The organism is Anaeromicropila populeti (genome assembly GCF_900112775.1).
GTDB lineage: Bacteria > Bacillota > Clostridia > Lachnospirales > Lachnospiraceae > Anaeromicropila_A > Anaeromicropila_A populeti.
On sequence record NZ_FOYZ01000018.1, the window covers coordinates 1 to 26,916 of the forward strand.

Genomic DNA, 26,916 nt, shown 5'->3' on the forward strand with positions numbered 1-26,916 from the left:
AATTATATGCATCTAACATTTTTGTGGAATCACTTGCTTTTGTACCAATTGTATAAACACCATTTGTAGTGGTTGACTTAATCACAAATTTTTGTGCATTTCCAGAATAGCCATTATAAATCTGAATATTGGCACCATCTGTATCAGATGCATTTGCTACATCAATCATGTAATTTCCTAATGCACTTGTTAATGTTATGTAGCCGTCTGAAGTATTGGTTAAATACCACTTTTGACCAGCAACACCTGTACCTGTACCAATTTCAACATTTTGTCCAGCTTTTCCTGTATTATCTGTTACCTGAAGATATTTCTGAGCATTTACATTCTTAATATAGTACCAGCCATCTGTTAATTTTACAGTACTACCTATGCCAGGATTAGGTGTTGAAGTTGCTGTTGGTGTTGTAGTTGCTGAAGTCCCCAAATTAATAACAAACGTTGTAACACTTTGAGCAGGAAGCTGCGCTGTAAAAGAAGTTCCAGATGCATTAATGGAACCAGACGCAAGATTTTGACTGCTGTTAGTTACATATGTAGTGATTTTAGATGCTGTTCCACCATTTAGAACAAATTTCTGGCTAACCGCAGAAGTTCCTTTATTAATTGCAACAATAACCGCTTTGTTATCTCCCTTATACGCACTAGTATAAACGTTAGTATTTGGATTTGCTGTTGCATTAACCTTTACATATCCTGGTCGTATAAACTTTGAATAATGAGCCATCATATAACCACGTTTGCTAATGGTACCGTCTTCTTTCATTGGACCATACTGTCTGCGGATATACCACCATACATATGCCTGAAATCCATTATCCATTGCACCATGAATATTATACGCAACATCTATTGCCTCTGGCCAGCGATCTGCTGAGTTAGCATCACTATTTGGAACATATACTTCTGTCATCCAGAGATCCTTTCCAGATCCTTTTTGCTGGAAAAGAGGATAAGACATATTGCTGACACTTGTACCATAAAAATGAGCGCCTAAAATATCCATATTTGCAAGAGCCTGAGAATCATTTAAAATAGGGTCGGACATATTTTTTAAATAAGAAAATGATTCTGGTGCAATTACCTTACAATTAATAGAGCCTGCATAGTTTTTCATAAAATTAAGCATTTCCTGTGGTGTCCACCAAGTCCATGTATGTGCATAATCTGGTTCATTTTGAATTGAAATGGCATATAAATTCACGCCATTATTCTTCATATATGTAACAAAATCATTAAGGTACTGCGCATATGCAGCATACTTACTATATTTAAGTCTTTTTTGTCCTGCAACCCCATTACGTGTAAAGGTCTCAACCATATCACTTGGCGGATTCCATGGCGATGCAAAAACAATTGCTCCTTGCGCAACAGCACTTTTTGCTGTTGCCAGCTCCTTTGACCAATTACTTTTATTCTCATCTACATGAATTCTTAGAATGGAAAAACCTAATTGGTTTGCCCCATTTCCAAAAGCCGTATTCCTTTGAGTTTCTGTTAAATCTGCAATCCAAGTTGGATGATTCATACCCCCGAATCCCCGAATTACTTGCTTTTCTGATGACAAATTAACTGTTACGTCACTTGCGGCAGATATGTTAGCAGGCGTTGGAACTGGTGACATAAGCGTCAACGCAGTTGCACATGCCAGTAACATACCGATAGTTTTTTTTACACTCTTAAACATACATTCTCACCTTTCTCATAAAAATATTTACTTATCTACTATTCTTCTTTTTTGATGATGACAGAACTGATTGCAGTACAATAAAGAAACAAAGCAATGCAGATAAAACAATTCTTACCCACCAGCTGGACAGCGTTCCTTGTGTTGTTATCAGGCAAGATATGGTTCCTTTAATTAAAACCCCAAATAAAGTACCTATTACCGTTCCAACTCCACCACTTAATAATGTTCCTCCAATGACTGCTGCTGAAATCCCATCCATTTCCATTCCTTTTGCCTGTTCCACAAATCCGGCACAGCTATTCAGGCAAAATAGAAAACCTCCAATACCCGTTAAAAATCCATTTAAAATATAGGCCTGCATTTTTGTCTTTCTAATGTTAAGCCCCATCATTAAAGCACTTTGCTGATTACCTCCTATTGCATATAATCTTCTTCCAAATTTTGTATACTTTAATGCAAAAGACAGAATAATAACAATAGCTAACGCTATAATGACGGTAGGATAAATATAAGCCTGCTGGTACACCCCCTTTCTGTTCACGGAGCCAAATGGCAGATATATTTTGCAATTGGCCCACTTGAGAAATAACTCATTTTTAATTGAGATCATATCTGTACTAATAACCGCCGTCATTCCACGCCCAAAAAACATGCCTGCAAGCGTTACTATGAACGGCTGTATATCAAGATATGCAATCAGATAGCCCTGAACAATTCCAAATACTCCTCCCAATACAATTGAAATTGCTACGGCAACATAAATATTACACCCCTTATTTTCCATGACGTATGCGGCAGACATACATACCAGTGCAGTGACGGAACCAACCGAAATATCAATTCCACCAGTAATCATAACCAATGTCATTCCACACCCTATTACGATAAGCCCTGCATTAGAAATTAAGAGATTTAAAAACATTTGTGGTTTTGCAAATCCATTATCGCTGTATATAATCATGCCTGCTATATACATAGTAAAAAATAAAATAATTGTAATCATCAGTAAAAAAGTACTGCTGTTTATTCCTTTTTTTAATCTTCTATTTTTCATATTAGTTTGCACCTTCTATTCCTTCAGCTGCTCTTTTTGATACTAAACCAGCAGCATATTTCTTAAAGATAGGACTTTGAAGTATTACTATGACAATTACTACTATTGCTTTGTATACTGGAAGCTGGTCTGCTGAAACCTTCATTGCATATAAAGTAGTAGTTAATGCCTGAATGGTAATCGCTCCAATTACAGAACCTGCCAGGCTAAATTTTCCACCACTTAAAATATTTCCCCCTAACGCAACTGCCAATATAGCATCCATTTCCAAATTTAATCCTATATTATTGGCATCAGCAGAATAAATGCGGCTTGAAGCAACAATTCCTGCAACTCCTGCCAAAAGACTGCAAATTATGTAGGTAAGGAACTTTAACATAGCAGAATTTAATCCCACTAGTCTTGATGCTGAACCATTTATTCCAACACATTCAATGTATAAGCCCAGCGCTGTGTTCTTAATTACCAAGAAAACGATTATGACCGTCATTATTGCTGCAAATATTGGTGTTGGTACTGGGCAGCTTCCAATGTAACCTCCTAATATCTTATAATTATCTACACGAATATATGTAATTTGACCTTTTGTAATTAACTGAGCAATACCCCTTCCTGCCGTATATAAAATTAATGTGGCAACCATCGGCTGAATGTGCAGCCTGGCAACTAAAAAGCCATTAAACATACCACATAAAATAGATACGGTAAAAGCTGCTAGTATGGCAATTATAAGTGGATTTTCAAATGTATTAGTTGTAACCGCTCCTCCTGAAAGTATTTGACAACATACGGCAGCTGCTACTGCCATAACTGCTCCTACACTAATATCCTGCCCGCCGGATGCTGCTGTTACAAGTGTCATTCCAATCGAAAGTATAATAAGCTCAGAACCCCTATTCAAAATATCAATTGTGTATCCATATAAAACTCCATTATTAATAGATACTTTAAAAAAATCGGGAGTTTTAATTACATTAGCCAGCAAAACAATGAATAAACAGACTAACGGCATAAAAAGACGGCGTTCTGTAATTTTTTTATAACAATGCTTTCTATTCCCTACCTTCTCAATCATTTTCCTGTTCGCCCCCTGCTATTGTTTTCATAATATTGTCCTGCGTTAAGTCATCACTCTCTATTTCCCCAACCTTACCACCATCCCGCAACACAACCATCCTTGAACAGGTACGCAGCATTTCTTCTAATTCCGATGAAATAAATGTTACTGCCTTTCCTTTCTCTGCAAGCTCCAAAACTAATTTTTGAATTTCCGTTTTTGTTCCAATATCAATACCACGGGTTGGTTCATCCAAAATTAAGTATTGTGGATTTGTCAAAAGCCACCTGCCAATGATAACCTTTTGCTGATTTCCTCCTGACAAATATTTTATTGGGGTTTCACGGCTTTCTGTCTTTATTTTCAGTAAATCTATATATGTATTTGCAGCTTCTTCCATTTCCTTTTTGCTCATTGGCTTTAACATACCTCTTATTGCCTGCATTGCAATAATTATATTTTCACGGACTGATAAATCCGCTATTATTCCATCCCTTTTTCGATCCTCTGGTAAATATCCCATTCCAAGCTTCATAGCTTCTATAGGTGCATGAATTTTAACTTCTTTTCCATTGACTTTAAGCTTCCCACTATCAGCCTTATCTGCACCATAGATTGCCCGAACCATTTCAGAACGTCCTGATCCTAATAAACCTGTTAATCCAATTACTTCTCCCTTATGAATTGCTAAGCAAAAAGGCTTAATTGTTCCTTGATGACCTAATCCTTCTGCTTCAATAAACGGTATTCTCTTTCCCGAAAATTCTTTTCTTTCACCTTTTATATTGGAAATACTATCCAAGTCTTTTCCCATCATTTTTGCCACCAATTGCACACGAGGCAGCTTATCTGTTTCATACTCACCTACAAATTTTCCATTTCTTAAAACAGTTATTTTATCACATACCTCATAAACCTGATCCAAAAAGTGAGTAACAAAAACAATTCCAACACCTTCTTTTTTTAGATGTTTCATTAATTCAAATAGTTTTTCTACCTCTTCTTTATCTAAAGATGATGTGGGTTCATCTAATATCAGCACTTTACACCGCATGTCAACAGCTCTTGCTATAGCTATCATCTGCTGAATTGCAATTGAACATTCTGCAAGCATTTGTGTTGGTGAAACCTCAATGTTTAGGTTTCTAAGTATTTCCTCAGACTTTTGATTGATTAATTTCCAATTAATAAATCCCATTCTTTTAGGTTCACGTCCTATAAACAAGTTTTCAGCAACCGTCAGATTTGGACACAAATTTATTTCTTGATATACTGTACTAATTCCATTTTCCTGTGCCTCTTGAGGGGAATGATTGCAAATTTTTCTTTCACCTATATGTATCTCACCCTCGTCATACTTATAAACTCCTGTAATTACTTTTATTAATGTTGATTTTCCTGCCCCGTTTTCACCCATCAGTGCATGTATTTCACCTTTTTGCAAAGAAAAATCTACACTTGACAACGCTTTAGTTCCAGAAAATGATTTACTTATATTTTTCACTGACAATACAATTTTTTTATTCATTATACGTTTACACCTGCTTCCTAAACAGCAAAAAACAATTTATATTTATAGTGCAAAATAGCACGATATAGTCAGTTCATTTGAATTCTCCATATCGTGCCACCTTGCCTTTTTGAGTAAAATGTGTTTTTATACCAATACTATACTAATATGCTCTTGAATCAATGACTTCCTGTGTTACCTGTGTCACTGTATAATCTGTTCCATCCACCGTAACAGATGGCACAGAATTGTCAAAAGAAAATATTTCTTCCTCTACATATTTTTTCTTGTCAGGTGTTTCTCCCTTTTCAAGGGTTTTGATAATTTCTTCTACACGAGTACCATGAAGAGGATTACATTCCGTATTTAATGAAATTTTTCCACTTAGCGTGTCTGTTAAACCTGCATTTGTACTGTCAAAAGACATTACTATCATATCTCCATCTAAACCAACTTTATAACCAGCAGCCTCTATTGCATCAATTGCTCCAAATGCTTCATTATCATTTTCACAATAAACCACATCGATTTTATCTCCATATTGTTTTAACAAAGACTCCATGACTTCCTGTCCCTTTGCTTGGGTAAATTCCCCTGTTGTCTTTACCAGCAAAGTCCAATTACTATGCTCATTAACCCCAGCTTCTAGTCCAGCAGTACGTCCTATCTGCGCTGATGCTCCAATCGTTCCTTGAATATCTACAATATTAATTGAATCCTCACCTTTTCCTGCTGCTTTCAAATAGGCATCTAACCAAGCGGCTGCTTTCTTACCTTCTAGTTCAAAATTAGAACCAACCCAGGCAGTGTATAAACCTTCATCTGAAACATTTACCATACGATCCACAATAATTACTGGAATTCCAGCATCTTTAGCTTCTTGTAAAACCGTATCCCACCCTGTTTCTGTAACAGGTGCAAGAACTATGTAATCCACATCCTGCTGAATAAAATTTCTGATTGCAGCAATTTGATTTTCCTGCTTCTGCTGTGCATCATCAAAAATAAGCTCATAGCCATTTTCTTCACTAAACGTCTTTTTCATTGACTCAGAATTTGCCGTTCGCCAGTCTGACTCTGCCCCAACCTGTGAAAAACCAACTTTAATTAAATCCCCTGATGAATTTGAAACGTCTGTGCCAACTGTTGAATCTGACTTTGCCTTACATGCTGTTAATGTAGCAATCAGACATACCACCATAATACTAAAAAATACCCTTCTTTTCACAATAGCTCCTCCTCATATAAAATATCTTACTAACCCATTATTGTAACATTATTATAAAACAATTTTACGTATTTTCCCTTAAACTATCTTATTCATTGTGTTTAATAATTTATTAATATTTTATATAAGTTGGTTTTTTTATTATTTTTGTTCAAATTCTTTAGGGATTTGTACTTTAACTGTTGTACCCACTCCATACTCAGAATGAATATCCACCCCATAGCTTCCTCCAAAGTACAACTTTAATCTTTCATGTACAGCTGTCAGTCCAAATCCAACACGCTCCGAATTTTTCAAAGAATTTTTTACAAAATTTAATTTTTCCGCGATCATTCCTATTCCATTATCCACTACTGTAATCAGTATATCTTCCCCCTGGTCAGAACAAGTAATAGTAATGGTGCTTTTTCCTCTTTTCTCTTTTACTCCATGGTATAACGCATTTTCCACCAAAGGCTGCAATATTAACTTCGGCACTTTAATTTTCTTTAGCTGTTCAGGAACATTAATACTATATTCCATAATATCCTGATACCTGACCTGCTGAATATCAAGATAACAATGAATATGATTTATTTCTTCCTCTAAATTTATAATATCATTTCCTTTTGAGAGAATACCCCTGAAAAACATAGAAAGATTAGTAAGCATTGTTACGGCATCCCCGTATTTCTCTGTTTCAACCAGCCATATTATTGTGTCCAGCGTATTGTATAAAAAATGTGGGTTAATCTGAGCCTGAAGAAGCTGAAGATGCATCATATGCTGCATTTTTTCCTCTTCCTTTACATTTTCCAGCAAAGCATCTATTCTTGTTGCCATTTGCTGTATTCCTGTATTTAATTGATCAATCTCACAATAATTTGAATTTACTTCTGGAATTGCAAAGACTCCATCACCCACATTCTTAACATTTTCACACAACTCACCAATTGGAACAGTAATACTTCTTGAAAACCTTAGGCCATAGTACAATAAATACATAATTGTCCCTAATAAGATGATGCATGTTAATGCCATTACCAGTTTAATATATTCTGTTTTCTCTTTTTCAAGAGATGCCATATACCCTGCCTCATAATAGATATAATCACTCATTTTTCCTTGTATTAGCATAGTAAGTACATAAATATTATTTTCCAACTGGACTTTCCTGTTGTCATAATCTTTTGTTTCCGCTATCATACGCATTTTCTTTTTTAAATTACTACAATACTCTAAAATATTTTGTAAAGCTTTTATACTCTCTTTCCGGTAGGTTGTCTCCTTTAACGACTCAGCAAGTGTAATAGCATCCTCCACATCAGAGATGGGAAGTGTCGTTTGCTGTTTATTTCCAATTGTATAATAGTACATTTTTAAGTCAATTGAACTTTTAAAGTCTATATTAAATGCGCTGCTTACCGATACATTATGTGTTATTTGCTTATATTTCACTATATAATACCCAAAAATAAACAATATTACAATTACCAAAAGAATAAATGGATATATCATACTTAGTATAATTTTTCTTAATTTCTTGCTTAAGTTTATACTTCCACCTTTCATTATACTCCTCCTCCCTTTCCATTTCTGTAATCACTAGGTGTACATCCCTGTGTTTTTTTGAATATAAAACTAAAGTAATGTGAATCCTTATATCCAACCTCCAATGCAATTTCTCCGGATCTCATATCTGTACAACGAAGTAACTGTTTCGCTTTGTTCATTCGCAATTCTGTTAAATATTCAATAAACGTTTTATTCATTTCTCTGCTAAATAATGCACTAAAATGATTTGCACTAACATTAGCCGAGCATGCTACTTTGTTTAACGAAAGTGTATCATCCATAAAGTTTTTATTAATAAATTCTGTTGCAACCTCAAGAACTCCTTTATATCTGCTTTTTGTACTTTCTTCTCTAAGCTGTATTCCCTTTGTAAGAATTTTTTGAACTACCAGAGATACACTTTCAACAGAAGATGTATCATTTAAACAGACAAGTGGCAAATAGCAATCTAATTCTTCTTTCTGAAACCCTAAACTTTGAATAAACGACACTGTACTAAAATGAATATTTAAAAGAATATACTGGCGAAATATACTTGACTCCAACGCATCTTCTCCAATCATTTGAAAATAGTTGCCTACAAAATCATTGACTTCATCTGATAAAGCATTGCTTAAAAAATTTAATATAATTTCAGGATTAATTGCGCTTATATCTAAATTTTTAAGATTCATTTCATTTACTTTATATTTATTAATATATCTTGACGTAAAGGTATGCATGGCATCCTGATAGCTTTCAGATAATAAACTTAACCTCTCTACTATTTTACCTGTACATATAAACCAGTCAATCTGCTCACCTCCCTGGGAAAAAAAATTTTGTAATTCATGTACACATTTTTCTACCTGCTGCTCGATTTGCATTTTTTCACCTTTTACCAAAACAGCATAACTAAATATCTGATTTCGAAATAAAATACAATCAGGCATATTACAAAATAACTGGTCTAAATGATTTTGTAATTCAGCTATTTTTTGCGAATATGTACTATGAAATATCTGCTTTTTTTCAATTGAGTCCATGGTAAAAAGCACTATATTGTAGCATGGTGCTGTAATGTCCATTTGAAGTTTTTCTGCTTTTTCATATACAGTCTGTATACTAACATGTCCCGATATTAGTGCTTCAAAAAATTCTCTTCTTGAATATTGTTCATACTCCTGAATTTCATTTTTAAACTTTTCATAATAAATCTTTTGGGCATTCTCATGTTCATACTTCATTCTAATTTCATTTAATACTTCAATAAAATTATTTTTACTGATTGGTTTTAAAAGATAACGTTCTACACCTAACGAAATAGCCTGCTGTGCATATTCAAAATCATCATATCCACTTACAATAACTATTTTTGTTTCAGGCAATTCTTTTTTTACTAATTTACTTAGTGCAAGACCATCCAAAAAGGGCATTTTTATATCTGTAATAATTACATCTGGTTTAATTTTACGAATTAAGGGAAGTGCCATTTCACCATCTCCAGCCTCTCCCACAAATTCATATCCATATTCCGTCCACGGAATCATACGATGAATTCCATTACGAATAACTATTTCATCCTCTACTAAGAAAACCTTAATCATAATGATTTTTTCCTCCATTTAGTTAATCAGATAATAAGTACTACTTAAACCTATTATATAATAAAAAATGCTGTATGTATTGCTAAACAATACATACAGCATTTTTTTTATTATGCAAAGCAAAACTTCATGTTTAAAACAGTGAACCAAAGTCTTCTTCAAGCTTCTTAATCCCATCTACATTACTGCCGCCACCCATAGCTAAATGAGGTGCTCCGCCACCTTTACCATCAATATAAGTGACTGCTTTCTTTAGAATATTCCCTGCATTTATCTCTTTTGTCATTGCCTTTGGAACAGCAACTGCAATCTTAACGCTTTGATCTGCAACAGCTAACAAACACGTTACCCCTTGTATATCATTTGCTATCCTAATGGCTTCGTTATTTAAATTCTCAACAAACTCATCTTCCTGATAAAAAACATATTTAATATTTCCACTGCTTTGCTTAATAAGCTTGGAAACCTCTTCCTTAGTCAGCTGGATTTTTTTATTCTCTGCTGCTACCTGCTTTTTACCATCAAAAGAATTTAATTTTGCTAAAATCTGATTTGTACTTACTTTCAGCTTCTTTGATACTTCTCTTAATATTTTCAGTTCACTCTGAACATAATCTAAAGCACACTCCCCAGTTACAGCCGTAATTCTGCGAATGCCCCTTCCAACACTTTCTTCCGATAATATCTTAAACAAGCCAATTTTTCCAGTAGATTCAATATGTGTTCCTCCACACAGTTCTCTGGAGATTTCGCCAAAGCTAACCAGACGCACTTCATTTCCATATTTATTTTCAAAAAATGCCAATGCACCTTCTCTAATTGCATCTTCATAAGTGGTGAGCTTTATATCCTTGGAAAGGTTCTGCTGAATTGTTTTATTAACCAGCTTTTCTACCACATCCAACTCATCCTGCAATTTTTCATCACAATAAAAGTCAAAACGAAGTCTTTCATCTGTTACCAGGGAACCTGCTTGTTTTACATCTTTTCCACATACCTCTCTAAGGGCATACTGTAATAAATGTACTGCTGAATGGTTGGCTTCAATTTTAGTTCTTCTTTCACCATTTACATTTAATTGCAACTGGTCACCACATTTCAGCACTCCTTGCTCAACTTGAACAAAGTGCACAAATTTTCCTTTGACTTTTTTAACATCCAGTACCTTACCTGTCATTGACTGGTTAGAAATTTCACCAGTATCTGCAACTTGTCCGCCACTTTCTGCATAAAAGCAGGAAGTATTAAATACAACTGCTGCCTTCTCTCCTTCTGCAAGGGTATCCTTTTTTTCTCCATTTTGGCTAATAAATAAAACCTTTGCCTCACAGCTTAATTTTTCATAACCAGAAAAATCAGTTTCTACAATCTCTTCCAGACTGCTTTCCAAATCTTTTAATTCTTGATTACTTATTTGAGAATCATCCTTATCATGTGCAGACTCATTTCTTGAAATTTCCTTATGATGATTTTCAGCTTTCTTATAACCTTCTTTATCTACTTTTTTGCCACACTTATTTACATACTCTTCCACAAGTGCGTATGGAAGTCCATATGTGGTTACTAAAACAAAAGCATCATTACCAGATACAATGTCACCAGATTTCTCACATATTTTTTCAATACGTTGAATGCCTTCTTTTAAAATTTCATTGTAACTGCTAATTTCCTGTTGTAACATTTTTAAAATATTTGCCCTATTAGCTTCAAAATGATCATAATACTTAGCGTAATGCTTAATTACCTTGTCCACTATTTTTTCATAATTAAAGTTCTCAACCTGATACTTATGGATAATGGTACAACACTTTCTAATTAGTCTTCTTGGAATATATCCTCTTCCAGTATTGGATGGCTGTACACCAGCTGCAAGCAAAATAGTAGATGTACGGAAATGATCCGTCATTACATGAACATCTCGCTCTGCAACTTCTGTACCTTTCATTTCTTCCTGAATCAAGTCAACTATTGGCTTAAGAGAATCGATTTCATATACAGAATTTAGTTTATTTAAAGTCATTGTCAGTCGTTCCAGCCCTGCACCAGTATCCACGCTTTTAAACTTTAAATTCTCATATTCCCCTTTAGTGTTTTTATTAAATTGCATAAAAACACCAGCGTTCCAAATTTCAATGTATCGCTTTTTCGTATCAAAATGACCACCTGGAACATAGGCCTCCCCAAATTCTTCTCCTGTATCATAAAAAACCTCTGTACATGGTCCACATGGTCCTGTTTCAGCTGTTGGTCCCCAAAAGTTATCTTCAAATGGCTGAGGAACAATATGTGCTGGATCCATGCCTGCTTCCTTCCAGATATCAGCAGACTCCTGATCCATACTTAATCCTAATTTTTCAGAGCCTGCAAAAACAGTAGCATACAGCTTTTCTTTCGGAATTTTATACCCTTCTGTTAATAAGCGAAATGCAAGTTTAATGGCATCCTCTTTAAAATAATTATCAAAGGACCAGCTTCCTAACATTTCAAAACTAGTTAAATGATGTCTGTCACCGATTTCATCTATATCAATTGTTCGAATACATGGCTGAATATTACACAGATTTTTTTCTGGTGGTATTTCTTCTCCCGTAAAATACGTTTTAAGTGGAGCCATACCAGAATTAATGAACAATAACGTAGGATCATTTTTAGGAATAATCGAAGAGCCTGATATTTGCATATGATTATTCTTTTTAAAATAATCCAAAAATATATTTCTTATTTCGTCACTAGTAATACAATACATTTTTGCTTCCTCCATTTTTGGGTATTAATAAAGTATTATAGCATACTTAGATATTGCTTACAATAATAAAATCAATATTCCTACATCCACCCGGTTACAATCACGCTTGCCACAACACCAGCCATTGTTGCCACTAATGCCCCTGCCAGGGTATATCTTGTTTTTTTTACTCCGGCTGTCATAAAATACACAGATAGTGTATAAAAAATAGTTTCTGAACAACTCATTAAAATCGAACCCAGTTTCCCTAAATAGGAATCTGGCCCATACTCCTTATATATATCTAATAAAAGGCTGGTAGCTGCGGAAGACGAAAACATCTTAACGGTTACCAGTGGCACAAGCTGGGACGGGAATTTCAATATATTTGTAACTGGCTGAATTATGGATGACAGCATATCTAATGCCCCTGATGCCCTTAAAACACCGATTGCAACCATTAACCCAATTAATGTAGGAGCAATTCCTTTTACCACTTTAAACCCATCCTCTGCCCCCTTTACAAACTCATCATAAATATGTACTTTCTGCAAAAAACCATACCCTACTACATATAAAACAACTAAAGGAATAATAAAGCTTGATATATAAAGTAAAAAACTCATAAAGCACCTCCCTGCTTAAACTAAGAAACTTTCGCTAATTTGCGTGCAACAATAGAAAAAGCTACGCCAGCTCCAGTTGAAACCAATGTAGCCAAAATAGCCGCTGTAATTATTTCTGCTGGATTTACAGAACCATATTGGCTCCGATAAGCAATGATATTTACCGGAATAAGCTGAAGAGATGATATATTTATGATAAGAAAGGTGCACATATCAACACTGGCTGTCTCCTTCCCTTTATTTAAAATTTTAAGTTCCTGCATTGCCTTAAGGCCAAAGGGAGTTGCAGCCCAGCCAAGTCCTAAAACATTGGCAATCATATTAGATGCAATATACTCATTTACAATATGCTCCTTTGGAATGTCAGGAAATAAACAACGAATAATTGGCCGAAATACCTTTGTCAGAGAATCAATAATTCCAGATTTTTTTGCTACCTGCATTAATCCAGTCCAAAGGGACATGACACCCAGCATTGTAATACACAACGTAACTGCCTCCTTTGAAGAATTAATAAAAGCTGTACTGACCTCTTCTATTCTTCCATTTACAGCCCCAAAAATAATTGCAACAATAATCATAATGCCCCACAAATAATTTAGCATTGACGTTCCCCTTTTTTGTAGTATAATAATACTAGTTTATTTAGGATCACCTAAAAATTATTCGATTTTTGTAAAAAGTCTAACTGGATTTTTTTAATGTAATGCAAGATTAATTGTAAATAACTAAATAGTTTTTGCTTATTATAAAATGTAAATCAAATTGAATATTCTCCAAATTATTATTTTTTTGCAAATGCAAATGTAGACAAATTCCTTTATTTATGGACTTTTCAGGAACAATACATACAATATATACCTATTGTAAATCTTTTCCATTTTACATTTTTTTCTGTTTTTTTACTTCTCAGTGATTAAAATTGTGCTATATCGTCATAATAATTTAAATTGTCTAAAGTCTCCTTACATGTTATATTTTAAACATAAATAAACATTTATTTAAGTAATTTTAAAAGGAGCATTGACAAATGAAAAGTACAGGAATTGTTAGAAAGCTAGACGAACTTGGTCGTATTACTTTACCAATCGAATTAAGAAGAACATTAGGTGTTGGCGAAAGAGATCCATTGGAAATCTATGTTGACGAAGATAAGATTATCTTAACCAAATATGAGCCTACTGATATCTTTACAGGTGAAAAGAGCGACTTAGTTGATTTTTGCGGTAAGAAAGTATCAAAAGATTCTATTGTTCAGCTTGCAAAAATTGCAGGTATTATTGAATAATAATTCACAACAGACAAATTAAAAGAATTATTAACTCCCCTCATAATAAGCAGATAAGCAATCCCCTAAATTCTTATCTGCTTATTATATTATTAACTATAATTTATGATTCCCCATCTAATAGTAATTTATACACATCTCTTTTTGCAATACCACGATCTGAAGCAACACACTTCATTGCTTCCTTTTTTGTAATTCCCTTTTCCAAATATATATTCATATGTTCTTCCAGCGATATATTGTCCCATTTCTCTATGCTTTCCTGCTCCAGTTCCTTACGCGACTTTCCTTCAATAATCATGACATACTCACCTCTAGGTTCATTACTATCATAAAAAGCTGCTGCCTGCTCCAGTTCTGTACAAAACACATTTTCATACCTTTTTGTAAGCTCCTTGCAAATTGAAATTTTACGATTTCCCAAAACATCATACAATTCCTGCAAAGTCTTCTGTAGTCTATGGGGCGCTTCATAAATTATAATAGTTCTAGTCTCATTCACCAGTTCCTTTACTACTTCACGACGTTCTTTTTTATCTGATGGCAAAAAAGCTTCAAACACAAATCTTCTTGTAGGAAGACCTGATATAATAAGTGCTGTTGTAAATGCCGCTGCTCCTGGAATTGCTGTTACCTGTATCCCTGCATGTATTGCCTGACGCACAAGCTCCTCACCTGGATCTGAAATTCCTGGGGTTCCTGCATCTGTAATAACAGCAATATTTTTTCCCTCCAACAGCCTTTCAACCAGAAATTTTGCCTTTTCAATTTTATTATGCTCATGGTAACTCGTCATAGGTGTTTTAATTTCAAAATGATTTAATAGCTTTATACTATTTCTTGTATCCTCTGCTGCAATTAAATCCACTGTTTTTAATGTTTCAACTCCCCTATAAGTCATATCCCCAAGATTTCCAATAGGTGTTGCACACAAATATAATGTACCTGGCATACATATCTCCTTTACTAACTCATTTCATCAATAACCGTATAAATCTTTAATTTCACTTGCATAAACATTTTCCGACTGAAATACAATTAATGGTTTTTCCACCTTCAACATGGCACCACCGCCCTTAACTGCCTCTATGAGAACCATATTAGGTTCCCTGTCCACATATGGGTAAACAAGCTGCATTCTTTTTGTCTCCAGTTTATACTTAGATAATGTATTAATAATTTCCACCAAACGAAATGGCCTGTGCACCATAAAAAACTTTCCATTCACCTTTAAAAGCTTAGCACCTTCCCGAATAACATCTTCTAACGTACAATATATTTCGTGCCGGGCAATTGCTTTTGGAACCTCTGGATTGACTAATCCATGCTGACCTGTCATATACGGAGGATTCGTTGTAATTACATCAAAAGAAGCCGCTCCAAAAATGCGAGAGGCCTCTTTAATATCTCCATTTACAATCTCAATTTTATCCTGCAAATGATTATAAGCCACACTTCTTTTAGCCATGTCCACACTTTCTTCTTGTATTTCAAGACCTGTAATATGTCTGGCCTTCGTCTTTGCTTCTAATAAAATAGGTATAATTCCAGTTCCAGTACCCAAATCTAGAATCTTAACGCCAGGCTTTACTTGTACAAATCCTGATAATAAAACCGCATCCATTCCAAAACAAAATTTACTAGGATTCTGAATTATTTTATACCCATTTCGCTGAAGCTCGTCCAGCCTTTCACCATTCTTTAAGATATTGTCATCCATTGTAATTTCCTTTGCTGTTTCAGTTTTAATCGATCATAGAGCCTGATTCTTTAGCCTCTAACATTTCCAAATGTCTCAGCTCCGCATCAATAGCAATCTTCTCTTTCTTCTTTCTTGGAGTGAATGTAAGATCTTCTACTTTATATTCACGTACTTCCTTTTCATCATTATCTACTGTAACAATTACCTTCACCAATTGTTTCAACACACTGACACTCTGGACTTCACCCTTTAATTGATCCACTGTGGTAACCATGTCCCCTACATTCGGCAGCTTACTGTTCAGCTCCTCATAGGCCTCCTGCTCATTTTTCAGACAGCACATCAAACGTCCGCACACCCCCGATATCTTGGTAGGATTTAAAGACAAATTTTGTTCCTTTGCCATTTTTATTGATACTGGATCAAATTCACTTAAAAAGGTATTACAGCATAAAGGTCTTCCACAAATACCAATTCCACCTACAATCTTAGTTTCATCTCGAACACCAATCTGTCTCAATTCAATTCTTGTCTTAAATACAGCTGCTAAATCTTTTACCAGCTCACGAAAATCAATTCTTCCATCTGCTGTAAAATAGAATAATAATTTATTATTGTCAAATGTGTATTCTGAGTCAATTAATTTCATTTCTAATCCATGCTTTGCAATTTTCTCTAAGCAAACCTGAAATGCATCTTTTTCTTTTCTTCTGTTATTATCTTCAATTCTATCATCTTCTGGTGTAGCAATTCGTATAACAGGTTTAAGCGGCTGAATAATTTTCTCGTCCTCAACCTGTCGATTTCCTATTACAACTTCTCCATACTCAATCCCTCGGGCTGTCTCAACAATGACATTACACCCTGGTTCAATAATTTGGTCTACCGGATCAAAAAAATACACCTTTCCTGCCCTTCTAAATCTGACGCCTATAACATTAACCATTCCCATTCTCCTTTATTACTAGCAGCATTAATTCAATTGCAATTTCAAAATTAACATTGGATCTTAAGCGCTCTTTTGCCTTTTCCATAGCTTTAATAACTTCTTCTATTCCCTCATAACTGGATTTTTGAGCATCCTTCTTAATAAAAGCAAACTCCTCACGATATAACAATAAATTTGGATTATTTGTCACCTTAAATAGTAAAACATCTCTGTACCATAAAATCATTAAATCAATGTAATCATATATCTCCAGCTTTCGTTCTGTCAATCTTTTAATGCCTTCTAAAAGCTCATAAGTTTTCATCTCATCTACATACTTTAGTAAATGCAATACCTCATTCTTTCCCTCAATAAATTCCTCAGAAGAAGCATAACGTATGGCTTTCCCTACATTTCCCTGAGAAAACTTAGCACTAATTTCTGCCATATAATCTGGAACCTGATGCTTTTCCATCAGATACTTTTTAATATCTGAAACAGATACCGGCTTTAATTTTAGTATTACACATCTTGATAAAATGGTAGGCAAAAGCTTACTTGCATTACTTGCTAAAAGCAGCAAAACTCCATATCCAGGAGGCTCCTCTATTGTTTTCAACAAAGCATTTTGTGCCTGCTCAGTCATTTTATCTGCATCATCTATAATATATATCTTATATGGACTGCTATAAGGCTTAACCCCTATATCAGAATTCACCTGTATCCGGATATCATCTACCCCAATACTGGCTTTTTCATGTATTACTTTAATAATGTCAGGATGATTATTTGAAACTGCCTGTAAACAAGACTTACATCTTCCACAAGGTTTGTCCTCCTGATTTTCATTTTCACACTGTAATGCCTTTGCAAATAATCCTGCAAGCATACTTTTACCTGAACCTGGTTCCCCCTCTAAAATGTAAGCATGTGAAATCTTACCTAACTCTACTGATTTCATCATATTTTCAATAATTTTATCATGTCCAATAATATTATCAAATACTTTCATCCCTAACACCCCATTTCTCTATGTTAAAATATCCAAAAGGAGTCCCCGAATTTCGTCAATTTTTCCCAGTATGACAATTTGATCTTTTTCATCCTTAATCAGTTCTTGTGCCAGTTCATCTAATGTATTGTCCACTAGCTTAATAATACCATAAACCCTATGCCGCCCCTTCCGATCAAGAAAATTCTCACGGCTGAACTTATGTGAGCGATTCACAATTTCATTCATAAAATCTTTAATCAGCTGACGATATTTTTTCATATCCCTGACATCCGTATGCTTGGCTATTTTCTTCCCCTGCTGAACAATATCCTCCATCAGAAGAGTCAGTCTTGCCTGTAATGAGCTCTCTTCAATATTACTGGCCAAAGTGAATTTAAAACTTTGATCACCCTCCTGGATATTCTGTTTTTGTACAACCTGATTGATTTGTTGCATTTGATTGATTTTAATATCCATATCTGACTATTCCCTTCCTTTTACAAGATACCGAAATTATAACCCACATTTTTATTATAACATACTAAATTAAGAATATCACTCTAAATATCATATGTGCAAGGCTCTATCACTTAATACCCTATCTAGGAAAACCATAAAATCCTGTTCTGCATTTTCAAGACTTTTCACATTATCATAGCAATAATCATACTTAAAGTTTTCAACCTCATCATCCGATGTATTTCCCCATTGAGAAATAATTTCATTAGACCTTTTAATTAATAACGTAATGCAGGGAGTAGATACACTATTTCTAAATTTAATTATTTCTGACCCTTCTCGTATCTGAACAAACATAATCTGATTATTACTGTTTAGAAATTCGTTGTATTGCTTTTCAAGGTACTTTTGAGGTAGATTATTAAACTCTACTAAAATAGTCTTTAAGTCTGATAAAAACTTACGTGCCTTGTCATCTTTTTCTCCATTCCATCCGCATTGGAACGCAATTTCTTTAATTGGCGTAATGGAAGACACATTTAATATTCTATAATACTTTTCTGTAATGCTGCACAATGTATCTTTTCCAACTCCGCCTCTTCCATTAATTATTATAACTAGTTTCTCCATGTTTTTCATCCTGCTTTTATCACTTATTCTTCACTGCTGTTTTTGCAACAGATTTTAATTTTGTTACCATCACCTATTCCTTTTAGCTCTAGTCCTTCATGCTGTAGATTAATAATTTGATTCACAACCGCTTCACTAATCTCTTCACCAGGCACAATAAGAGGAATTCCTGGAGGATAAACAAAAACAAATTCACTTGCTGTTTTTCCTATGCTGTCTATTAAATATATTTCTTCCTTGTCACAACAGGACGCTCTATATGGAGGCATGTTCATTTTTATACTGCTCACATCCCACTCTGTTGTCTGACATAACAAAGTTCTATTTTTCCTATGAAAGCACTGCTGATCCAGTTCAAATAGTGCCTTTTCCAGTCTTTCAAAGCCTTTTTCTGTATCACAGATAGTTGCAATTCCAAGTACATAGTCTTTTGACACCATTTCCATTTGAAGCTTATATTTATTTAACAGTATATCATAAAGTTCTATTCCTGTCATTTCTGTTTCCCTACAAGAAATAATAATTTTAGAAAAATCCCTGTTTTCTGCTTTTCCCATTACCCGTAGGTGCTTTAATTCTTCGGACTTTTTATAAAATTTATTTAGGCGGTTAACTAATATCTGAAATAACTGGTTACCCTGCTGATCCAGAATGTTCATACATTGATCAATTCCTGCCATAAGCACATAAGACGGACTGGAACTCTGAAAAACTGAACTATAATACTCTACTTTTTCAAGTGAAATCAAATTGCTGTTAACATGCATTAATGCTGTTTGTGTAAAGGCAGGCAGTGTCTTATGTACACTATGAATTACAATATCCGCTCCCTGCTCTACCGCACTTTTAGGAAATGCATTAGAAAAACAAAAATGTGCACCATGTGCCTCATCCACCAAAACTGGTACATTCCTTTTATGTGCGGCCACTACAATTTTATCTATTTCAGATACCAGCCCCTCATAAGTAGGTGATACTAAAACAATTAATTTAATATCTGGATGTTTTATTAACATTGTTTCAATATATTCAGCATTATATCCACAGGCCGCTTCAAAATTTTTGTCCATTTGTGGATATAAATAAACAGGAACCAATTGGTTTAACACAATTGCATTATAAACCGATTGATGACAATTGCGTGCCACTAATATGGTATCACCTTTGTTTGTACTACCTAAAATTCCTGCCAAAATTCCACTTGTGCTGCCGTTTACTAAATAAAATGAATGTGTGGAACGAAATTTTATCTGAACCCGTTCCATGGATTTTTTAATTACACCTTTTGCATTATGCAGATAATCAAATCCATCAATTTCTGTAATATCTATTTCATAGGGATTTATTACTGGCATAATTTTTGTATTTCTTTTGTGTCCTGGCATATGAAATGGATAAATATTTTCCTTCTGGTAATTCTTTAATTTATAGTAAAGAAACATTTTTTCTCTATTCTCCTTTTTATGAGGTTTTTACAAATGATTGTAAATTTATTAATCCTAGTGTATAATATCATTACCTATTTTTCAAGATTATGGAGGTATTCTATGTTAAAAATTGGTTCTCATGTTGGTATGAGCGGTAAAGAGATGTTTTTGAATTCTGTAAAAGAGGCAGTATCTTATGGTGCCAACACATTTATGATTTATACTGGTGCACCTCAGAATACAAGACGAAAGTCCATTAATGAATTAAATATAGAAGCAGGACAAGCGTATATGAAGGAGCATGGAATAGATGACTTTGTTGTACATGCCCCTTATATTATTAACCTTGGCAATTCTATTAAGCAAGAGACATACGAGCTAGCTGTGAATTTTTTGCAGATTGAAATAGAACGTACTGCTGCTTTAGGAAGTAAAACACTTGTATTGCATCCTGGTTCTCATGTTAATGCCGGAGAAGAAACAGGCTTAAAGCAAATTATTAGTGGACTTAACCTTGTTCTCACTGCGGATACACCTGTCAATATTGCTTTAGAAACCATGGCTGGAAAGGGTAGTGAAATAGGCCGTTCTTTTGAACAATTAGCTGCTATTTATGATGGTGTTCATTACAATGATAAGCTTCGGGTATGTTTTGACACTTGTCATACCAATGACAACGGGTATGACGTTGTAAATAACTTTGAAGGCGTGATAGAAGAATTTGATCGGATTTTAGGCAAAGAACAAATTGCTGTTTTTCATATTAATGACAGCAAAAATGGTAAGGAATCTCATAAAGACCGTCATGAAAATATTGGATTTGGCCACATTGGCTTTGATGCTTTGTATAAGGTTATTATGTATCCTGATTTTATGCATGTACCAAAGATACTGGAAACACCATATATCCCAGATCCTGATGATAAATCAAAATCTTATCCGCCCTATAAAGAAGAAATTGAAATGATTCGTTCAGGTGTTTTTAATCCAGAACTAAAGGAATTAATTATTGCTAACCACCGCTGATATATAAACGTAAACATTAAATTAATGACTTATTACGACAATAGACATATGCGTTTCCCTCTTTACCTACTCTATCTACTGCACCCACATAATGTAATACATTTAGCGCTGTCTGCGCCTGTGAAATATGTAACTTAGAGGACTTCGCATAGTCTTTTGATGTAAAAGTTTGGTCTAATTCATTAGGAATCAACTTCAAATAATCTCTAGAATCCTGTAAAATTAATTCTTCCACAATCTCTACTGGTACTCTGTCATGTCGGGAAGAACCACGCTTGCGATTTTCACTCCAACCATTTAACAGTCTAAATTCTTCCATATTAATCATCATTAATTTTATTCTTAAATTTGGGTTATTTAAAAGCATCTTTATTTTGTACAACTCAAAAAAAGCTATATAATATGTTCCCCTTTTGGGAGATTTTCTTTTCTTAGATACCTCGCCAGTTTCATTGTCAACCCAATAAAGCCACTTATCATGGGTAATTGGATAAACAACCGTCACCGTATAATCTGGAAGTAATTTTTCCAGTTTATTGCGCAATAAATTAAAGTTCTGGGTTTGTACTTCAATGATTCCTTGTTCGTTCAAAATATCTACGTGATATCTTCCAATTTTAATTTCCTGCTTATCAACATCTGGTTCCAAGTAGTCCTTTAATGCAGCATGTAATGTCTTTTCTTTTAAAGTTCCTATTGTCCTAGATGTTGATTCAGATTCATTTTCTATACTTTTTTTTTGCACATTTTTCATAATTTAACAATCCGGTCATATATTTTCCATAAAAACAAGAAACACTCCCAGCAGGAATCGAACCTGCAACTAACCCTTAGGAGGGGTTTATTATATCCATTTAACTATGAGAGCAAACATAACTGTAAACTTTTGTTTTAACGCAATATCTATTATAACTTATTTTATAAAAATGTCAACCAACAAGGGCATTTTCATACTAATTAAAATATGAAAAATGCCCTATGTATATTTCTATTTTAAAAGCTAGGAAAATATGCGTATCCCTGCATCCATATATTTCCTTTAAATCGTCTGTTTACCTGAGGTTCTCCCTCCAAATCTTTTTTATTAATACAAACATCATATATAATATCGTTACAACTAACGACTATATCGTAAACCTCTTCACCTGTCATAGAATTAATCAATAAATTATATTCTAAAATAGTTCCTATAATAGAGTAATTATCTGACTCTGCTCCATATGGAATAAAACTGGTTTCTACAATAGAGTAAATATCCTCATTTTTAGAACGCCTTGATATCATGGCATACAAATCTATATCATCAATCGTCAGGCTGTCAATGGCATCCTGATTCCCCATTTTCGCTTCTGCAATCAATTGTTTTCTTAAATTTGCTTCTGCTGTCTGCTTTTTTTGCTTAGCCTCATCAGATGTTAAACCAAGTAATATTTTCCCTTCTACTGAAAGTCCAGATAACGCAACCTGCAAGTATCTAGAATTGGTATTGGTCATATTACTTTTCCTGCTGCACTCCATGGAATTCTGCAAATAAAAAATTAAAGAAACACCTAATCGTAAGTCATCACACATCCCTGTGTAAGCTTCTGTATCAACTCTCTTGTTAATCGTAACTTCTTCTTTAATTGAAATTTTTCTCCCTTGAAAATATGGGAAATAATGCTCCAAATGAAAAAAGCCTTTCTCATCGTACTCTCCACGAATGGTGACTCCCATATGCTCAGCAAAATCCATTTTCATTTCCGTTAAAGTCGTGGTAGGATTAAGTTTCCTCATATTTTTTTCAATAGGTCGATCCATTATAATACCAAGAATTCTATCTAAATCTTTCCTGTTTTGTACTTGGCTAAATCCTACTGCTCTCAAATAACTGTGCATAAATCCACCATCCTTTCTATTGAAAATGTATCCTATCATTCTCCATACTTATATACTAAATTAGTTTTACAAAAATTGCAATAATGTTATATACTTATATCATGAAATATCTATACTGTCAATTGTTTTCCTTATTTTTTATTGTATTCTAGAGATAAATAGAGTTCACCGATAGTGAACTCTACCATCCAAATAATTCTTATTTTGCATACTCTAACATTGCACTTGTCAAACCTTCCAGCAACTCATTAGAATTCTCAAAGCTTTGTCCTTTTACTCCAAAATAGAATTTAATTTTTGGCTCCGTTCCAGATGGTCTAACACAGCACCATGCTTCTTCACTTAGATCATAATATAAAACGTTTGAAACTGGTAAACCAGTTGGAACTACTTCATTTGTCTCCATGTTCTTCATTTGCTCATATTGATAATCTCTTACCTGAAGTACCTTATACTTTCCTAATTGTTTTGGAGGATTATTGCGCATTTTTTCTAATATTTCTTTGATCTGCTCAGCGCCGCTAATGCCTTTTAAGGTCATAGTTTCAAGTCCCTCTCGATAAAATCCGTACTTTTCAAAAATACAAATCATCTGGTCCCATAATGACAAATTCTGCTTTTTATAAAAAGCTGCTGCCTCACATAACGACATAACTGCAACAATTGCATCCTTATCTCTTGCATGAGTTCCAACAAGACATCCATAACTCTCTTCAAAACCAAATACATACTCATATGTATTGTTTTGTTCAAATAATTTAATTTGCTCACCTATATACTTAAATCCCGTCAGCACTTCAATTAACTTCATATTATAATTTTTCGCAACCGCGTCAGCCATATTAGTTGATACGATTGTCTTAATTAACGCACCATTCTCAGGTAGTATTCCTAGTTTTTGTTTTTCTGACATTAAATATTCACAGATAAGCATACCTGACATATTACCTGTAAAGGACATATACTCACCAGTTTTTGAGTCCTTTGCATATACACCAAGCCTGTCTGCATCTGGATCAGTTGCCAAAACAATATCTGCATCTACTTCTTTAGCTAATTTTAATGCTAACGTAAAAGCCTTAGCATCCTCTGGATTAGGATAACTTACTGTTGGAAACTCTCCATCAGGTAGTTCCTGCTCAGGAACCACATAAACATTCTCAAATCCAAGTTCCTGTAATACTCTTCGCGCAGGAATATTTCCTGTTCCATGTAAAGGTGTATAAACAATCTTTATATCTTTTCCTACTTCTTTTATCACTTCAGGATGAACTACCTGTTTTTTCAGTTCAGCGATGTATTTATCATCAATTTCAGCACCAATTATTTCTAATAGTCCTGCTGCAATAGCTTCCTCTTTTGTCATGGATTTCACATTAGCAAAATCTGTTACCCCATTTACTTCGGTAATGATCTGGTTATCTTTTGGAAATGTAATCTGTGCGCCATCTTCCCAGTAAACCTTATATCCATTATACTCTGGTGGGTTATGACTTGCAGTAATTACAATACCTGCAATACAACCTAGTGTCCGTACCGCAAAAGATAATTCTGGTGTTGGTCTTAATGATTCAAAAACATATGCTTTTATACCATTAGCTGCAAGGCAAAGCGCTGCCTCTTCAGCAAATTCAGGAGACATTCTTCTAGAATCAAATGCAATTGCAACTCCTTTTTCCTGACCATTTTCCTTAATAATAAAATTAGCTAATCCCTGCGTTGTTTTACGAACAGTATAAATGTTTAAACGGTTTGTTCCTGCTCCTATTACGCCCCTTAATCCGCCAGTTCCAAAGTCAAGTTCTTTGTAAAAGCGGTCTTCAATTTCAGCTTCATTTCCTTTTAAATTAATCAGCTCAGTTCTAGTCGCCTCATCAAAATAAGGGTCTTGGCACCATTTTTCATATCTCAATTTGTAGTCCATATTCATTTCCTTTCTATAACTGTTTTCTTGACGCCTATACCGTAACAAAAGGTGCTACTGGCAATCCTTTAATGTTATATAAATTAACAATACCATAATTGGTCCATGCATACCGGGCATATTTAGGATTTTTAATTTTGGCATTAGAAATTATAATTGACTCTCCGTTTACAACGGCTTTTGCGGGATAGAACACTTCATCCTCTCCTGCAATTTCAAATAATGCTATTTCATCGTTTCCCTTTACTTCAAAACCTCCGTATACATAGTCAAAGTATAACACAATATTATCCTCATTTAAATCCATATCTTTTAACATTGGACTATTTGCATATAAATTATTTATATTATAAAATTTTTCTAGAACCTGAAGTGCCAACCTATGTCCAACTGTTTTTTTATCTAAAGGATGAATATTATCATATTCACCACAGTCAATTAAGACTGCCAATGCTGTATTCTTAATGGTTTGAGAGACCTTTCTCTGATTTTCTCTTAGTATCGCCCATGATTTTGTATCAGCACATCCTTTTTCAATCCACATTGGCAGCTGTGTAATAACAAAAGGTAATTCATCATCACTCCAGTCACTTCTCCACTGTGAAATTAATTTTGTCAGCATTTTATCATAAATCTTTGGTTTCTTTTCATCTTCTTCCCCCTGATACCATAAAAAACCTTTAATTGTATAAGGAGCCACTCTTTGAACCATAGTTTCATACAATCCGCCTGGACGAAATCCTGATTTCTTTCCTGCTGGCTCTGGCCAAGGGCAAATTCCAGCTTTTTTATTAATATCCTCCCATGAAATATCCGGTTTAATTTTTCTTAACTGTTCCGAATGTTCATTCCATGCTTTCCACTCTACATCCCAAATAGCCTTTTCCTTTTCATACTCTTCATCAGTTTTATCTCCTACTAACTCATTCCAATCTAAAATATATGTATTGGCTTCCTCGTCAGAAGATAAATATTCTCTGCTCATCCAGCAGGAAATAGAAGTGCCTCCCCAGTAACAATCAATAATACCTACTGTTATTCCTAAAGTCTGACTAACTTCTCTGGCAAAAAAATAAGCAACTGCCGACATGGTTGCTGCTGTTGTGGGCTTTACAACTTCCCAATGCCTTCTTCCTTCTTCTTCAAGATTATGTGTTTCTAAAGTAGGAATTTTTGCAACATTATAAAAACGTATAGAATTCCAATCTGCACTTTCTACCTCCTTGGCACCATCTTTGCAGTTCTGTAATTCTAATTCCATATTTGACTGCCCACCTGCATACCAAACCTCTCCTACCATAACATTTTCATATGAAATGTTTTTTTCTCCATCAGAAATACTCATAACATAAGGGCCTCCTGCCTCCATACAAGGTACTTCTGCTCTCCACTGGTTATTTCTTACCATTGTCCTTACTTTATGATTAGCAATAGATATTTCTATTGTTGTATTATCTTTTCCAGTTCCCCACACTAAAACCTGCTTATTTCTCTGTAACACCATATTATTACTAAAAATTTGTGCTGTTCTTAATTCATTTGCAAATTCCATTTTAAACAATCCTTTCCTATAGAACAGGGAGGCTATATCTGTTATTACATCCACATATAATCTCCCTACTATTCAATC

23 protein-coding genes and 1 tRNA gene are annotated in these 26,916 nt (G+C 34.3%); 2 read left to right on the top strand and 22 right to left on the bottom strand.

The window, feature by feature from the left end:
- The 10 genes from BM305_RS16740 to BM305_RS16785 all read right to left on the bottom strand — a co-directional run.
- Positions 1-1,687: glucuronoarabinoxylan endo-1,4-beta-xylanase XynC (locus BM305_RS16740; protein ID WP_143099207.1), on the bottom strand; the 1,687-nt coding region annotated here is incomplete at its 3' end.
- A gap of 31 nt (positions 1,688-1,718) precedes the next feature.
- Positions 1,719-2,744, bottom strand: a complete 1,026-nt coding sequence (locus BM305_RS16745; RefSeq protein WP_092563505.1) for an ABC transporter permease subunit — start codon at positions 2,742-2,744, stop codon at positions 1,719-1,721.
- Position 2,745: 1 nt separating this feature from the next.
- Complete coding sequence (locus tag BM305_RS16750; RefSeq protein WP_092563508.1) at positions 2,746-3,819, bottom strand: ABC transporter permease; 1,074 nt, start codon at positions 3,817-3,819, stop codon at positions 2,746-2,748.
- Positions 3,812-5,329 carry a sugar ABC transporter ATP-binding protein gene (locus tag BM305_RS16755; protein ID WP_092563511.1) on the bottom strand — a complete coding sequence of 506 codons (1,518 nt, stop codon included), beginning with the start codon at positions 5,327-5,329 and terminating at the stop codon, positions 3,812-3,814. Before BM305_RS16755 ends, BM305_RS16750 begins: the two co-directional genes overlap by 8 nt.
- Before the next feature lie 145 nt (positions 5,330-5,474).
- Positions 5,475-6,539, bottom strand: coding sequence for an ABC transporter substrate-binding protein (locus BM305_RS16760; RefSeq protein ID WP_242940572.1), 1,065 nt, complete (start codon positions 6,537-6,539; stop codon positions 5,475-5,477).
- 141 nt (positions 6,540-6,680) lie between these two features.
- Positions 6,681-8,090: a sensor histidine kinase gene (locus BM305_RS16765; RefSeq protein ID WP_092563514.1), complete on the bottom strand. Its 1,410-nt coding sequence runs from the start codon at positions 8,088-8,090 to the stop codon at positions 6,681-6,683.
- Positions 8,090-9,679, bottom strand: coding sequence for a response regulator transcription factor (locus tag BM305_RS16770; protein WP_092563517.1), 1,590 nt, complete (start codon positions 9,677-9,679; stop codon positions 8,090-8,092). The genes BM305_RS16765 and BM305_RS16770 overlap by 1 nt, the downstream gene beginning before the upstream one ends.
- 133 nt (positions 9,680-9,812) lie before the next feature.
- On the bottom strand, positions 9,813-12,425 hold the full coding sequence (gene alaS / locus BM305_RS16775) for an alanine--tRNA ligase (RefSeq protein ID WP_177214781.1): 2,613 nt from the start codon (positions 12,423-12,425) through the stop codon (positions 9,813-9,815).
- 80 nt (positions 12,426-12,505) lie between these two features.
- Positions 12,506-13,030: a spore maturation protein gene (locus tag BM305_RS16780; protein ID WP_092563522.1), complete on the bottom strand. Its 525-nt coding sequence runs from the start codon at positions 13,028-13,030 to the stop codon at positions 12,506-12,508.
- Between the two features lie 20 nt (positions 13,031-13,050).
- Positions 13,051-13,635: a nucleoside recognition domain-containing protein gene (locus BM305_RS16785; RefSeq protein WP_092563525.1), complete on the bottom strand. Its 585-nt coding sequence runs from the start codon at positions 13,633-13,635 to the stop codon at positions 13,051-13,053.
- A gap of 425 nt (positions 13,636-14,060) precedes the next feature.
- On the opposite strand from BM305_RS16785, the gene BM305_RS16790 reads away from it, so the two are divergent.
- The gene (locus tag BM305_RS16790; protein ID WP_092563528.1) at positions 14,061-14,318 is read left to right on the top strand and encodes an AbrB/MazE/SpoVT family DNA-binding domain-containing protein; all 258 of its coding nucleotides are present in this window, start codon (positions 14,061-14,063) and stop codon (positions 14,316-14,318) included.
- A 103-nt stretch (positions 14,319-14,421) separates the two neighbouring features.
- On the opposite strand, the gene rsmI is transcribed toward BM305_RS16790, so the two are convergent.
- The 7 genes from rsmI to BM305_RS16825 form a co-directional block, all read right to left on the bottom strand.
- Positions 14,422-15,270, bottom strand: coding sequence for a 16S rRNA (cytidine(1402)-2'-O)-methyltransferase (gene rsmI, locus BM305_RS16795; RefSeq protein WP_092563532.1), 849 nt, complete (start codon positions 15,268-15,270; stop codon positions 14,422-14,424).
- A 27-nt stretch (positions 15,271-15,297) separates the two neighbouring features.
- The gene (locus BM305_RS16800; protein ID WP_092563535.1) at positions 15,298-16,038 is read right to left on the bottom strand and encodes a tRNA1(Val) (adenine(37)-N6)-methyltransferase; all 741 of its coding nucleotides are present in this window, start codon (positions 16,036-16,038) and stop codon (positions 15,298-15,300) included.
- 25 nt (positions 16,039-16,063) lie between these two features.
- Positions 16,064-16,966, bottom strand: a complete 903-nt coding sequence (locus tag BM305_RS16805; RefSeq protein ID WP_092563538.1) for a PSP1 domain-containing protein — start codon at positions 16,964-16,966, stop codon at positions 16,064-16,066.
- Positions 16,959-17,960 carry a DNA polymerase III subunit delta' gene (gene holB, locus BM305_RS16810; RefSeq protein WP_092563541.1) on the bottom strand — a complete coding sequence of 334 codons (1,002 nt, stop codon included), beginning with the start codon at positions 17,958-17,960 and terminating at the stop codon, positions 16,959-16,961. The genes BM305_RS16805 and holB overlap by 8 nt, the downstream gene beginning before the upstream one ends.
- 18 nt (positions 17,961-17,978) lie before the next feature.
- The gene (locus tag BM305_RS16815) at positions 17,979-18,419 is read right to left on the bottom strand and encodes a YaaR family protein (protein ID WP_092563544.1); all 441 of its coding nucleotides are present in this window, start codon (positions 18,417-18,419) and stop codon (positions 17,979-17,981) included.
- A gap of 90 nt (positions 18,420-18,509) precedes the next feature.
- The gene (locus BM305_RS16820; protein ID WP_092563547.1) at positions 18,510-19,031 is read right to left on the bottom strand and encodes a hypothetical protein; all 522 of its coding nucleotides are present in this window, start codon (positions 19,029-19,031) and stop codon (positions 18,510-18,512) included.
- Positions 19,032-19,054: 23 nt separating this feature from the next.
- Entirely contained in the window at positions 19,055-20,473 is a 1,419-nt protein-coding gene (locus BM305_RS16825) for an aminotransferase class I/II-fold pyridoxal phosphate-dependent enzyme (RefSeq protein ID WP_092563550.1), read from the bottom strand.
- A 105-nt stretch (positions 20,474-20,578) separates the two neighbouring features.
- On the opposite strand from BM305_RS16825, the gene BM305_RS16830 reads away from it, so the two are divergent.
- A complete protein-coding gene (locus BM305_RS16830; RefSeq protein ID WP_092563553.1) occupies positions 20,579-21,484 on the top strand; it encodes a deoxyribonuclease IV in 906 nt (301 codons plus the stop codon).
- 16 nt (positions 21,485-21,500) lie between these two features.
- Here the strand turns inward: BM305_RS16830 and BM305_RS16835 are convergent, their stop codons facing one another.
- The 5 genes from BM305_RS16835 to BM305_RS16855 all read right to left on the bottom strand — a co-directional run bounded on the left by BM305_RS16835 (position 21,501) and on the right by BM305_RS16855 (position 26,838).
- On the bottom strand, positions 21,501-22,238 hold the full coding sequence (locus BM305_RS16835; protein ID WP_092563556.1) for a hypothetical protein: 738 nt from the start codon (positions 22,236-22,238) through the stop codon (positions 21,501-21,503).
- 42 nt (positions 22,239-22,280) lie between these two features.
- Positions 22,281-22,352: transfer RNA gene (locus tag BM305_RS16840), tRNA-Arg, on the bottom strand.
- Between the two features lie 125 nt (positions 22,353-22,477).
- Positions 22,478-23,362: a DUF3881 family protein gene (locus tag BM305_RS16845; RefSeq protein WP_092563667.1), complete on the bottom strand. Its 885-nt coding sequence runs from the start codon at positions 23,360-23,362 to the stop codon at positions 22,478-22,480.
- Between the two features lie 199 nt (positions 23,363-23,561).
- Positions 23,562-25,286: a phospho-sugar mutase gene (locus BM305_RS16850; RefSeq protein WP_092563559.1), complete on the bottom strand. Its 1,725-nt coding sequence runs from the start codon at positions 25,284-25,286 to the stop codon at positions 23,562-23,564.
- Between the two features lie 34 nt (positions 25,287-25,320).
- The gene (locus BM305_RS16855) at positions 25,321-26,838 is read right to left on the bottom strand and encodes a sialate O-acetylesterase (protein WP_177214782.1); all 1,518 of its coding nucleotides are present in this window, start codon (positions 26,836-26,838) and stop codon (positions 25,321-25,323) included.
- Positions 26,839-26,916: the final 78 nt, after the last annotated feature.

Bases quoted from the DNA above. Each gene is read 5' to 3' on its own strand.
- BM305_RS16745 (WP_092563505.1), bottom strand. From the start codon at position 2,744: ATGAAAAATAGAAGATTAAAAAAAGGAATAAACAGCAGTACTTTTTTA.
- BM305_RS16750 (WP_092563508.1), bottom strand. From the start codon at position 3,819: ATGATTGAGAAGGTAGGGAATAGAAAGCATTGTTATAAAAAAATTACA.
- BM305_RS16755 (WP_092563511.1), bottom strand. From the start codon at position 5,329: ATGAATAAAAAAATTGTATTGTCAGTGAAAAATATAAGTAAATCATTT.
- BM305_RS16765 (WP_092563514.1), bottom strand. From the start codon at position 8,090: ATGAAAGGTGGAAGTATAAACTTAAGCAAGAAATTAAGAAAAATTATA.
- BM305_RS16770 (WP_092563517.1), bottom strand. From the start codon at position 9,679: ATGATTAAGGTTTTCTTAGTAGAGGATGAAATAGTTATTCGTAATGGA.
- alaS (WP_177214781.1), bottom strand. From the start codon at position 12,425: ATGTATTGTATTACTAGTGACGAAATAAGAAATATATTTTTGGATTAT.
- BM305_RS16780 (WP_092563522.1), bottom strand. From the start codon at position 13,030: ATGAGTTTTTTACTTTATATATCAAGCTTTATTATTCCTTTAGTTGTT.
- BM305_RS16785 (WP_092563525.1), bottom strand. From the start codon at position 13,635: ATGCTAAATTATTTGTGGGGCATTATGATTATTGTTGCAATTATTTTT.
- BM305_RS16790 (WP_092563528.1), top strand. From the start codon at position 14,061: ATGAAAAGTACAGGAATTGTTAGAAAGCTAGACGAACTTGGTCGTATT.
- rsmI (WP_092563532.1), bottom strand. From the start codon at position 15,270: ATGCCAGGTACATTATATTTGTGTGCAACACCTATTGGAAATCTTGGG.
- BM305_RS16800 (WP_092563535.1), bottom strand. From the start codon at position 16,038: ATGGATGACAATATCTTAAAGAATGGTGAAAGGCTGGACGAGCTTCAG.
- BM305_RS16805 (WP_092563538.1), bottom strand. From the start codon at position 16,966: ATGGTTAATGTTATAGGCGTCAGATTTAGAAGGGCAGGAAAGGTGTAT.
- holB (WP_092563541.1), bottom strand. From the start codon at position 17,960: ATGAAAGTATTTGATAATATTATTGGACATGATAAAATTATTGAAAAT.
- BM305_RS16815 (WP_092563544.1), bottom strand. From the start codon at position 18,419: ATGGATATTAAAATCAATCAAATGCAACAAATCAATCAGGTTGTACAA.
- BM305_RS16820 (WP_092563547.1), bottom strand. From the start codon at position 19,031: ATGGAGAAACTAGTTATAATAATTAATGGAAGAGGCGGAGTTGGAAAA.
- BM305_RS16825 (WP_092563550.1), bottom strand. From the start codon at position 20,473: ATGTTTCTTTACTATAAATTAAAGAATTACCAGAAGGAAAATATTTAT.
- BM305_RS16830 (WP_092563553.1), top strand. From the start codon at position 20,579: ATGTTAAAAATTGGTTCTCATGTTGGTATGAGCGGTAAAGAGATGTTT.
- BM305_RS16835 (WP_092563556.1), bottom strand. From the start codon at position 22,238: ATGAAAAATGTGCAAAAAAAAAGTATAGAAAATGAATCTGAATCAACA.
- BM305_RS16845 (WP_092563667.1), bottom strand. From the start codon at position 23,362: ATGCACAGTTATTTGAGAGCAGTAGGATTTAGCCAAGTACAAAACAGG.
- BM305_RS16850 (WP_092563559.1), bottom strand. From the start codon at position 25,286: ATGGACTACAAATTGAGATATGAAAAATGGTGCCAAGACCCTTATTTT.
- BM305_RS16855 (WP_177214782.1), bottom strand. From the start codon at position 26,838: ATGGAATTTGCAAATGAATTAAGAACAGCACAAATTTTTAGTAATAAT.